Source organism: Acinetobacter sp. MD2(2019) (assembly GCF_035615615.1).
Taxonomy (GTDB): Bacteria; Pseudomonadota; Gammaproteobacteria; order Pseudomonadales; family Moraxellaceae; genus Acinetobacter.
Genome location: NZ_VTDU01000035.1, coordinates 1 through 12,837 on the forward strand (window position 1 = coordinate 1; position 12,837 = coordinate 12,837).

Consider the following 12,837-nt stretch of genomic DNA (forward strand, 5'->3'; position numbering starts at 1 on the left):
ATTAATTATATTGTTGATGTGACTGTCACCGCTTCCGCCAAATATTTAAAAAAGCCCTTGTATAAACAAGGGCTTTTTTTCGTGTTTATATTTTTCATTAATTTATTCCTTACCCATTTTTTGGATTCCCTGATGGGGTAATTAAACTTTATGATGCTGTTCGAAGAAAGTTTACGCCTATTGATATTGGTCATTTAGATTTTTGGAGAAATAAATTGTGGCTTTTTCACTATATTGTTTAATGAGTAAAAATTCAGATAACTTTTCATTAGAATTTTTTGAAAAGGAGTTAAAGAAGTGTTTTTCTAAGACGGAGGGGTTAAGTCTTAGTTATGAAGAGGATCCATTTGACCCTTCGAGCAAACATTTACTTCTTTCTTGGGGGCGCTGGTGGATTAAATTTTTTATGAAACTGGCCTACGAGTGATTAATGATTCGTTAGAAATAGCGACTTATGCTAATACAAATCTAGCTAGAGAAATTTCTAGTATAGATAAACGAATTATAGTTAGATTTGCAGATGATGAGTCAAAAAATTATACAAACCATATGATTTTGATGATGGACTATTTAGAAGATATTCCGAATATAATTATTTTTAATCCTAAAACTAGGGTCTGTTGAGAATTACCTAGAGTTAATTACACTTGCACAGAGCGAAATCATTGCAGAGAAACTACTATCCGTTTTATCACTACGCATCGCAATCCGTTTAAATTCTTTTAATTTGCAAAAGTAATTCTCGATCAGATGCCGCCATTTGTACATCTCTTTATCAAAGTCACGCTGAACTTTCCGATTTGATTTGGGTGGAATAACCACTGTTACGTTCTTATCATTTAACTCTTTAAGTAACCAATCGGCATCAAAAGCTTTATCTCCCAATAAAGCTTGGAAATCTACATTTTCAATCAATGGTTTAACTTCAACTGAGTCATGTTGTTGCCCAGGCATTAAACGAAATTTAATCAAGTTCCCTAAACCATCAACCAACGCTAAGATTTTAGTGGTCATTCCTCCACGAGATTTGCCTATCGCTTGATTATAGGTCCCCCTTTTGCACCTTGACCATGGCGATGAACTCTTACAATCGTGCCATCAATCATGGCATATTCCAAATCAATATCATCATTGACTGCTGCAAAGATTTTTTCAAATACACCTGCTCTTACCCAATCACGATATCGTTTAAAAATAGTATTCCACTTACCAAATTCTGGAGGTAAGTCTCGCCATGGACTGCCTGTGCGAGCAATCCATAGCACTGCTTCAATAAATAAACGGTTATTGGTGCCACTACGTCCACGATCTGTGCTTTTACCCAAACAGTGTTGTGACATTTTTTCCCATTGGGAATCAGTGAGTATGTATCTATCCATCTAAATATTTTAAGCTTTTTAAATAAATAGAATCAATTCTCAACAGACACTAATACTGAACCGTACCGGATTTATCGGAGACAGTTTATCTAAGTTAGGCCACCTGACCTAACGGATTCATCTTAGCATAGTACATCGTTTCATATTCAAATGGTGATACATATCCAATTGCACTATGTAGCCGTTTTTTATTAAACCAATCGACCCAATTCAATGTTGCTAGTTCAACATCAGATAGACCTGTCCAATCAGATTTCAAATATTCAATCACCTCCATTTTATATAAACCATTCACTGTTTCAGCCAAAGCATTATCGTATGAATCACCCGTGGTACCGACAGAAGCTTTTACATTCACTGCTTCTAGACGATTGGTATAGCGAATCGACAAATATTGCACGCCTCGGTCGGAGTGATGGATCACATTCTTTGGCATGCCTCGAGCATGTAATGCTTGCTCTAATGCATCGAGCACCATATCCGTATTCATACGTGTTGACACTTTCCAACCTACGATTGCTCGTGAGAAAGCGTCAATGATAAATGCCGTATAGACCCAGCCTGAATGGGTCTGAATATAGGTGAAGTCAGCCACCCTGAGAAGCACTGCTTCGCAAGGTTCTGGTGTTGTGCTGTAAAATCACGTTTAACCAAATCATCTGCACGTTTTTGATCATCACGGCTACGTGTGGTTTGCTTATTCTTACCACGCCATACACCTTGTATATCAAGCATTTGCATTAATCGAGCAACACGGCAACGTGCAATAGAGTAGCCTTCTTTCTTCAATTGCTCCCAAACTTTACGAATGCCATAACGACCTGAACTATCACGCCATATTCGTTTAATTTCTTCTGCATAATGCTCATCATGCAAAGCTCGTTTAGAACGTTTATCGGGGTTTTTAGTCAAATCTAGATGGCGATAATAAGTGGATGGTGTAATCGGTAATATGGTGCAGACGACTTCTACACCATATTTGATTTTATTGTTGTGAATGAAATCGACCATTATTTGCGTGGGCGGTCGAGCTCCGCCTGGGCGAAAAAAGCGGCTGCTTTACGAAGAATTTCATTTGCTCGTTGCAACTCTTTAATCTCACGTTCCATATTTTTGATACGTTCTTGATCAGACATCTGCTGAACTTTGGTGGGATTTTGGAGATCAAGATGCTTCTGATACCAGACACGTAATGTTTCAGGTGTACAGCCAATTTTAGGCGCAATTGCAGTGATTGCAGCCCAATTTGAGGGATAGTCTTTTTCAGATTCTAGAACTAAGCGAACAGCTCGTTCTCTGATTTCAGGGGGATAATTTGATTTTTTCATCGCAATAGTTTCTCAGAACATTGAGTCTCCGACAAGCCCGGTACGGTTCAGTCTGTGCAAGGTTTGAATTAAAATTTCAATGCAGGCTTGGTACCTGCATTGAATCACACTTATTGTAATGCTGGTGGAAGAATGATAATTCTATCATTTGGGATTGCTAAGTTTTGGGGCTTTGTTCCCTTTAAGGGCATAAACTGAATAACAGTTTTTTGCCCTATACCGGATAGCTTGACATCAATGTTTTTAAATGCGATGAATCCCTTTTCAGCATAGACTGTATGCTCATCCTTATACTTTTTTGGAATAGCTTGATCATAAGGAGGCTTCACTAATACGGATGATACCCCAATATTTAGATTAGAAAACCGCATTCCTACCTCCAAAACTTTACCTGAAACACCACTGAAAAGCAGAGGGATAATAAAAATAAGTGCCAATAATGTCCATTTGGTTTTTTTTGCATTCTCGTGTTGTTGAGGAACAGGAGGAGAATTCTCTTCTTGAGAAGAGTTGATTTTTGACAGACGGTTATCATGGTAACCTGACCATAAAACTGAAAGAAAAAATGTAGTTGCTAATAACTTCAATAGAATAATCGGATCAGAATCAGACTTGTATATGAGATAAATGAATAGGACGCCAAAACCGGCTAAAAAAACATGAATCAGTTCAGGTTTAACAAACTCAATAGGGTCAGGAACGTCTAGCGCCCCTCTGTTCAATTTATACCGTTTATAGTATTTGTGGATAAATTTAAACAATGGTTTCAAAACATAAGTAATGCATACACCCAGTGATAATAAGCACACGATCATGAAACCGTAGATTAAACAAAAGCTTCCAGCAAAAATAATAAACAGTAGGCTGTCACTGATGGTTACTCCTGTTGGGAAGTAATTCAGGTTATGGCAGTACAGCGTGAAGCAAAGTGCACCTAGAAAAGTACCTAACTTAAACAACAGCGATAAGTATTTTGAAAAAGCTTCTGCTTGTTGATTAAGCGCTATAGGGTTTGGAGTGTTCATCACCATTTGTTCCTCACGATAGAGTGTGTGAAAATAGACTATCGTTGATGGATGGAGCATAGTAAATAAGTGGTTATTTGATCTGCGACAATATGAGTCGCGATGTTCAATTGGAGTTACGTAACATGCCTTCAGAATAAACGAATTAAATTTTTAATCCGTATTAAAATTTTCTGAACTCTCGATTAAGCGTTTCTGCCCTTTGTGATCGTTATTCTAAATTGATTTTTTAGCCGTTAGTAAAAAACAAATATTTATCAGTTTATTTGGTGATTTGGTCATTATTTGTGTGAATGTAATTTAAAAATTAAATTGAGTGAGTTGTCTAAAAATGATAAATTAGTGAAAAGTATGTATCGTTATTGTGATTTAGTTTAATGATTTGTAAAAAGGGATTTTTCGTCAGATTACCACTGTATGTGAGTGTTTTAATCATTGCGCCAATGGCTTTTGCAGAGACTTTTGATCCTGCGGTCGATGGACTGATTCAGAACCAACAGCGTCAAGCTGAATTAAATAAAATTATAAATCCTACACAAGACGTCAATTTAGATACCCCTCAAAAAAAACCAGTCAGCCAACTTCGTGAGATTACCGATTCTCAATGTTTTAATATTCACAACATTCACATTAGCGGAGAACAGGCCAAAAAGTTTAGGGTCTATTTGCAGCAAGCTGTTGAAGAGTTGGGTTTTCGTGCTGGCATGTGTATGGGTGAGCAGCGCATTAATTTATTAATGACACGCACCCAAAACATTATTATTGGTAAAGGTTATACCACCACGCGTATTTTGGCTGCCGCTCAAGACTTGAGTAAGGGCAGTTTAAACTTAACCGTGGTGCCGGGATTTGTACATGCGATTAAGCTAGATTTAAACGATCAGCAAAGCACCCACGCAGGTCGGATACAGTATGCAAAAAATATCTTTCCGATTAAAGCAGGAGATATTTTAAATCTAAGAGCGCTAGAGCAAGGCCTTGAGAATTTAAAACGTGTTCCGACCGTTGAAGCCGATATTCAAATTGTTCCGGCAGATGCACCCAATCAAAGTGATGTTATTGTTAAATGGCGACAACGCACAGTTCCTGTACGGCTCACCTTGAGTGCCGATGATGCGGGCAGTCGACAAACAGGAAAATATCAGGGCAATGTCACCATTTCTTTAGATAACCCACTGTTTAGAAGTGATCTTTTCTATATCACACTCGGACGTAACTTAGCCGATCAAAGTGAAATTACTGACCAAAATGATCACCGTGTCAAAGGTCGAACCACAAACTATGCCCTTCATTATTCAGTTCCCTATAAAAATTGGCTCATCAGTAGCAACGCCAGCCAATATCAGTATCATCAAGCCGTTGCTGGAACCAACAATGTCTATGACTATAGTGGCGAAACTAAGTCTCAAGATATTGGATTAACTCGCTTATTGTATCGTGATGCGAAGCGTAAAACCTCAGTAACGGTCAAAGGTTGGCATACCCAGTCGAATAACTATATTGATGATGCTGAATTGACAGTACAACGACGAGAGGTGGCGGGTTGGCAATTGAACCTTGATCATCGTGAATATATTAAAAATGCAACGCTGGATTTAGGCTTGGGCTATAAACGAGGCACAGGTGCTTTAGATGCTCAGCCTGTACCTGAAGAATCCGTAGGTGAAGGCACATCGCGTATGAAGATCTGGACTGTCGATGCCAATCTTCAAGTCCCATTCCAACTTGGTACACAAAGTTTAAATTATTCTAGTGCGTTGCATGGTCAATACAATGATACCCCCTTGAGTGCACAAGATCGATTGGCGATTGGTGGGCGTTATACCGTACGTGGCTTTGATGGGGATTTAACCTTGTCTGCTGAGCGTGGATGGTATTGGCGTAATGATCTCGCATTGGCCATTAACCCCTCACATCAATTCTATATGGCGTTAGATGCCGGGCATGTGGGTGGCCCATCGGCACAGTGGCTCTTAGGGCAAACGCTGGTTGGTGCTGCGATGGGGTTTCGTGGGCAAATAAAAGTAGGGGGTAATCTCTACTATGATGTTTTTGCAGGAAAACCGTTGAAAAAACCAGACTATTTTCAGAACTATGATATGAACTTCGGATTTAGTACGAGTTATTCATTTTAGGCTGAAACATTAAAAGTGAGGAAGTAGACGATCGCTTTCACGACTTTAGCTCAATGATTGGCAAAAAATTCTCCAGTTTTAAACAAATTTTAATTTTAAATCGCAATTCAAGCCATGGATGTGGGTTGTGAATTTTTTTAGGTACGTGTGATGAACAAGAACTTTTATAAAACCATTTTTAGTCAATCTCGTGGTGAGATGATTGCTGTTGCTGAAAATGCTTCTGTTGCAGGGCAACGCAGCAATGGTACTGTCGGGACGAACAAAATTGACGCTGTCGAGCAGACGACGACTGGTTTAGCTTTAAAGGTTCTTTCGTTCTCGATGCTGTTCATGACTGGTGCAGTGGCTTTTAGTGGTTCAACGTATGTCCATGCGGGGATTGTTGCCGATGCAAATGTCGCAGGGAATCAGCGTCCGATCATTGTAAATGCAGCCAATGGCACCACACAGGTCAATATTCAAACCCCAACTCAAGCTGGGGTTTCAATGAACCAATATCAACAGTTTGATGTGAATCAGAAGGGAGTGATCTTAAATAACAGCCGTCAAAATACCCAAACCCAATTGGCCGGCTATATTCAAGGCAACCCTTGGCTTGCAGGTGGTGAAGCCAAAGTCATCGTCAATCAGGTGAATAGCAGTCATCCAAGCCATTTGAATGGTTATGTTGAGGTGGGTGGTCGTCGTGCCGATGTGATCATTGCCAATCAAGCTGGGATCAGTGTGGATGGTGGTGGCTTTATCAATGCCAGTCGCGTCACACTTAGTACAGGTAATCCATTGCTCAATAATGGACAAGTGACGGGTTTCCAAATTCGTGATGGTGTGATTAACATTACAGGAAAAGGCTTAGATACCAGTCAAGCCGACTATACCCAGTTACTTAGCCGCGCAGCCCAAATCAATGCAGGTGTATGGGCCAAAGACCTACAAGTTGTCACGGGACAAAATGATATTGATGCGAATCAAAAGATAACCGCACAACCAAGTACAAACAGCACCAATACCCCACAATTTGCCATTGATACAGGCAGCTTAGGTGGGATGTATGCCGGTAAAATCAGCCTGATCAGTACAGAAAAAGGCATTGGAATCAATAATGCGGGTCAAGTCTTTGCTTCAGCAGGGAACATCCACATTAGCGCCGATGGTCAACTCAACAATACCGGTGCTATCGTTGCACAGGACAAAACCCAACCGAACCAAGCAACACTCAACATTCAAGCACAAAACGTCAATAACAGTGGGAGTATTTCCAGTCTTGGTCAGCAAAACATACAAAGTCGCAGCTTAACCAATACCGGTTTAATTGCGACATCAGCAGAACTCAACATTCGAAACCAAGATAGCTTACAAAACCAAGGGGATATCAATGCTGGGCGTTTGGATATTGAAACCCAGCAATTGAATAACCAATCTGGCAATATTGTACAAACAGGTTTACAAGACTTAAGCATTCAAGCAAAAACATTAACCAATACCAATAAAGGCTTGATCGGTTATACCGAACTGGACAGTACAAGCGGTTCAGGCGGTACAAGTACTGGCACAGGGCAAACAGGAACCAGCGCCAATACCTCGGCGCCAAGCACAGCAACTGGTGGCGGAAGTACCAGTGAGGCCACAACAGCGATTGCCAATAACTTGGCACAAGGCAATATTAAAGCCGACAGTATTCAAAATGATGCAGGAAAAATCACCGCCAATGGTGGGGTGGATTTAGATGTCACCCAAAGCTTAGATAATGCGGGAACATTAAATTTAAATCGACTTTCAACACAAGGGGATTGGCTGAATAATCAAGGGCTGATCCGTAGTCAAGATATACAAAGCCATAGTCAAAACCTGAATAATCAGAAGGGTCAGATTTACAGTAACACTGCAATGATTCGAGCGAATCAGCTGGATAACCGTAGTGGTTTAATTCAAGCACAGCAGTTAGAGATGCAGATTGCACAGCAGCTTGATAACCGTACAGGACAACTCAGTGCACAGGACGCACTCACGATTCACGATGCTCAGCAAAATACCCTGAAGATTGATAACACCGAATCTGGCAAGATTTTATCAGCAGGTGATCTTCAACTACAATCTAAAGCCTTATTGCATACAGATGGGTCATCCTTGATGGCTAATCGCAATCTCAGCTTAAAGCAACAAGATGGATTAATGGTTGATGGTGCAATACAGGCAGGACAAAATTTAAATATTGTGAATGCCAACACGGTGCTGAACAACAATCATCTTGAAGCAGGTAATCAACTGAGTATTACGGCACAACAAATCAAAAATAATGCCAATGCAGTGATACAAGCGAATCAAGGCGTTGATCTCTCCACCCAGCATCATATTGAAAATACCGGACTAATCAACAGTAATGGATTGACCCGATTGGTTGCGGGACAGCAAATCATTAACCAAGGTACAGGGCAAATTTATGGTAATCATATTGCTTTGCAGGCCCAAGAATTACATAACATTGAACAACAAGATACCGCTGGCACAACATCAGCAAGTATTGCGGCCCGTAATCGATTAGACATAGGCGTTTCGAACCTTGAAAACAAAGAACAATCGTTAATTTCAAGTGAAGGACAATTGGCGATAGGTGGACAGCTTAACGCAAACAACCTTGCAGAAGGTTCAGCGCAATTGGTTGATAATGCGAGTGCGCGCATTCAATCAGCCGGTGATATGTCGATCAGTACCGATACACTCACCAATCGCAATTTACATTTTAGTGCAAGTTTAAAAGAAGTAGAAAATAGCAGAAAAAAAATCACCGCTTACCAAGGTAATGGGAGTAATGACATATTAGATAGCTCACATGTCACGGGTTGGGGCGGGCAAGAGACTGTTTATCTCGATGGGCATCAATACGAAGATTATACGCGATACAAATATACCCAATATGAAAAACAAACTTCAGTCGATTCAAGTGCACCAGCGTACATTATATCGGGTGGAAACCTCACATTAGATGGTAAAAATTTAGTTAATGATAAGAGTCAGATCCTTGCTGCACAAGGCATTACGATTGAACAAAACGATATCGAAAATGTAGATGCAACAGGCGAGCATCGTTTAATTCAAAACGGGACATCAAGATATCATTATGTGGGGTGGAATAAGCTACACAGCCATCATAAAAGTAAATGGAATAGTGCTAAGCCCTATAACCCTGCTGATGTCGTGATCCCGATTGATTTAGGCGTGGTTAAAAAAGATGAACATTACACAGGTGCAATAAATTCAGCCCAAATTCAGCATGTTCAAACACAAAATGTCGATGATAAAACCCAGACAGAAATTCGCACCACGACCCCTGACTTAAGCTTGCCGACACAATCTTTATTTAGTGTGAATAAAGACAATAATAATGCCCCATTGATTGAAACCAATAGTGCATTTACCCAATATAAAAAGTGGTTGGGCAGTGATTATATGCTAGGGCAGTTGAACGCTGATCCCGCCAATATGCATAAACGCCTTGGCGATGGCTACTACGAACAACGATTGATTAGCGACCAAATCGCACAATTGACCGGTAAGGTTTACTTAGAGGGTTACAGTAACCAAGAAGCACAATATAAAGCATTAATGGATGCTGGGGTCAGTGCTGCCAAGACGATGAAGCTGACACCGGGGATTGAATTATCTGAGGCACAAATTGCACGTTTAACCAGTGATATCGTGTGGCTGGTCACACAGAATGTTACCTTGGCCGATGGTCAAAAAGTATCTGTTTTAGTGCCGAAAGTCTATGCTCTTGTTCAAACGGGAGATTTGAATGGACAAGGGACATTAATTGCTGCCAACACGGTAAATATGCAGCTAAATGGTAACTTAAATAATACTGCGACGATTGCTGGACGACAGCTTGTGAACTTAACGAGCAACAACATCAATAACGTTGGAGGGCTCATACAAGGTCAGGACGTCTATGTTCAAGCCAAACATGATATTCAGAATATCGGTGGAACCATAGCTGCAGAGAAAACGCTGGTCTTAGATGCTGGAAATAATATTAATATCGCCAGCACAACCATGAAGACTGAAAATAAACAAGGCAGTAGTGAATTTACCGCTGAGAATTTAAGTCGAAAAGCTGGATTGTATGTGACAGGGCAAGAGGGGAAATTAATTGCCCAAGCCAAGCATGATATTACACTGCAAGCTTCTGATGTGAGCAGCCAAGGAAGTGTTGCTATTCAGGCGGGTGACCGCCTTAAACTCTCTACGGTGAATGTCAGTCGTAAAGATTTAAGCTCGGCAGGTCGCGATGATTATGTCATGCATGCTTCTAGCAAAGATGTAGGGACACAGATCCAAGCTCAGGGTGACATTCAGCTCAAAAGTGGTGCCAACACTGAAATCACAGCAGGGACACTAAATAGCAGCAAAGGCAATGTGGTGGTAGATGCTGGAAAAAATATAGAGATCAGCAATGGTCATCAAACAAATGAATCTGCAATGCAAACACAGGAGCAAGGTGCATTTGGATCAACAACCAAAATTAAGAATCAGTTCTCATCAAATCAGTCGCTAGCTAATAATATACAAGCTAAAGGCAATATTGTTATTCATAGCCAAAGTGGGGATATTCAGGCCACTCATTTACAAGCTGCAGCGGATAATAATATCCAGATACAGGCTGAAAAAGGCAATATCGCACTACTATCTGCACTTGATGATAAAAGAGAAAGTTTAGAATCATCTAAGAAAGGCATTGCGACCTATAGCAATCGCCAGTCAGGTTATATTAATCAAAAAGTAGCACAAACTAGTTTGAAAGCAGGGAATAGTGTCGACATTAATGCCGCTAAAAACATAGAACTACAGGCCAACGATGTACAGGCAGGCAATAGCATCTATGTGGGAAATACCCTGATGCAACGTCAGGCGGATGGCAGCCTAAAAGCCGCAGATGGCTCACTTATGCCTGAGAACGTTACCTTGTCTACACTTGCCACCAAAGATGAACAGTGGGATGAACAACAAAAAGGTTATCGTGGTATTGCAAAAGAACTTGTTAAAGGCATCACCATTGGTGCTGTGGGTTTAGGCTTTAAAGATCCAGTTAAAGTGGGAGAAAGTAAGGCTGAACGCACAGAGCAAACTCAACAACAAGGTACTTCACTTCAAGCTAATAACATTGCGGTGGGTTCAACTGGGCAAACCACACTCACCAGTAGTGACCTGAATGCTAAAAATATCAGCTTATCGGGTCAAAAAGTTACATTGAATGCAGCAGAAGAACAAAGCAAACATAGCAGCAGTCAAGGCGAAGAAACTATACAGGGCCTAGGTGTTAAGCTCAACAAAGACAGCTTACGCCTAGGTGGCTTCAAAAGTGAAGACACAACACAGAGTACCACCACGACTACCACCACGCATAAATCAGGACAGATCAACACAGAGAACCTAAACATACAGGGTGCAGAAGGAATAGACATCCTTGGTCAAAATGTCAAAGCCACAGGTGATACCGTACTAGATCATGGACGGGGTGAACTTAATATTGGTGGCTATGAAAATAAAACCGTCACTGAAGAAAAAACCCACACCAAAACAGTGACGAGTGAAGTTGGAGTACGGAACGCCTATCTTGATGCAGCATTGGCAATCATTGCACTTAAAGATGCGACCAAAGCCTTAAACAATGCTAAAAAAGACTATAGTCAAGCCCAAAAAGACTATGCCGCAGGAAAAATTACCAAAGATGCATTAGATGATAGTAAAGCCAATTTAGCGATGGCAACAATTAATTTAGCAACAGCTGAAATTGCCGTTGGTGCGGCGGCGGCAAGTGCAGCGGCAAGTACTGCGACCTATGGTTTCACGATTGGTGCCAATGGAGAGCGAATAGAGACCACAAGCACCTCCACGACGGCACAAGGCCAGTGGCAAGGAAGTACGTTTGACTTAAACAATCTGACCTTAAAATCAGAAGGACAAAATGCCAATATCCAAGGGAGCCGCTTAACCGCAACAGGCACCACCAGCTTTGATGGTACCAAAGACCTGAATATCACCGCAGGAACTGAGCACAATAGCCAAAGTAGTAACAGTAAAACCAATAGCCAGAGCGTGAGCTATACCTATGGTGGCGGTGGCAGTGCATCGATTGGTAAACAGACGAGTAAATCAGAAAGTAATAGCCTAACTCACGTTAACAGCGAAGTGACTTTGAATAAAACCGAAGGAAGCTTAAACAGCCTTAACATCAAAGGCGGCGAAGTGACCATACAAGATCGGGGTAATCTACAAGTCAATAATATCCATGTTGAAAGTCTACAAGATACTTCGAGTAGCAGTAACAGTAGCCGAGGCGGAAGCTTAGGGGGCGGATATGGTAGTGGTAGTGCAAATGTCACAGCTAGTTACAACCAAAGCAAAGGCAGCAGTGACAGCGCATGGGTTAATAATACTAGTAAACTATTGATAGGCGATGGAAACCACGATGCCAATTTAGATGCAATGGGCGTTAAAAATGTCACTAATATCGGCGGTGTGATTGCCAATGCGACCAAGAATGCAGATGAAACCCTTACCGACCACAAAAACTTAAACTATACAGGTAATTTAGAACTTAAAGATTTACAAGACCATAATTACAACAAGAGTAGTGGCTTTAACGTATCGACTAATATCGGGGTTCCACAAAAAGGATCAAAAGCAGCATCGACTGCACCAAAAGGCTCGACCACAATTGGATTAAACAGTACTGGGCAAGAAACAGAGCAACTGACCAAAGCCACGATGGGGCAAGGTACGGTTACAAACGCTGCAACAGGCACCAACCGCAACATTAATAATACTCAAGAAATCACCAGAGACCAGACCACAGGTATGCTCAATGGCAGTGTAACGGTAGATCATCGTTTATTGACGGAGCGTGGACGAGCAGAGATTGTAAAAGAGCAGAAGGATATTCCCGAAAATTTCCGTCAAAGTGCAGAGAATT

At 41.0% G+C, this 12,837-nt stretch carries 4 protein-coding genes, 1 pseudogene and 1 other annotated feature; of the genes and pseudogenes, 2 read left to right on the forward strand and 3 right to left on the reverse strand.

Annotated features, from left to right (window positions below; all coding sequences use genetic code 11):
• Positions 1 to 627: 627 nt before the first annotated feature.
• The 3 genes and pseudogenes from I2F62_RS12420 to I2F62_RS12430 all read right to left on the reverse strand — a co-directional run bounded on the left by I2F62_RS12420 (position 628) and on the right by I2F62_RS12430 (position 3,732).
• Positions 628 to 1,379, reverse strand: a protein-coding gene (locus tag I2F62_RS12420) for an IS5 family transposase (protein WP_324627311.1) whose coding sequence is annotated in 2 segments (ribosomal slippage) — positions 628 to 1,049 and positions 1,049 to 1,379 — 753 coding nt in all. Because the reading frame shifts where the segments join, the coding sequence is not laid out codon by codon here.
• A 94-nt stretch (positions 1,380 to 1,473) separates the two neighbouring features.
• Positions 1,474 to 2,707: pseudogene (locus tag I2F62_RS12425) on the reverse strand (IS3 family transposase).
• Positions 2,316 to 2,432, reverse strand: a sequence feature (AL1L pseudoknot). Its footprint overlaps the pseudogene before it by 117 nt.
• Positions 2,708 to 2,817: 110 nt before the next feature.
• Positions 2,818 to 3,732: a hypothetical protein gene (locus I2F62_RS12430; RefSeq protein WP_324627312.1), complete on the reverse strand. Its 915-nt coding sequence runs from the start codon at positions 3,730 to 3,732 to the stop codon at positions 2,818 to 2,820.
• Between the two features lie 419 nt (positions 3,733 to 4,151).
• On the opposite strand from I2F62_RS12430, the gene I2F62_RS12435 reads away from it, so the two are divergent.
• On the forward strand, positions 4,152 to 5,867 hold the full coding sequence (locus tag I2F62_RS12435; protein WP_324627313.1) for a ShlB/FhaC/HecB family hemolysin secretion/activation protein: 1,716 nt from the start codon (positions 4,152 to 4,154) through the stop codon (positions 5,865 to 5,867).
• 150 nt (positions 5,868 to 6,017) lie between these two features.
• Positions 6,018 to 12,837 (forward strand): hemagglutinin repeat-containing protein (locus I2F62_RS12440; RefSeq protein ID WP_324627314.1); only part of this gene is annotated, 6,820 nt, incomplete at its 3' end.

Coding starts and splice junctions, on each gene's coding strand:
- I2F62_RS12430 (WP_324627312.1), bottom strand. CDS start 3,732: ATGAACACTCCAAACCCTATAGCGCTTAATCAACAAGCAGAAGCTTTT.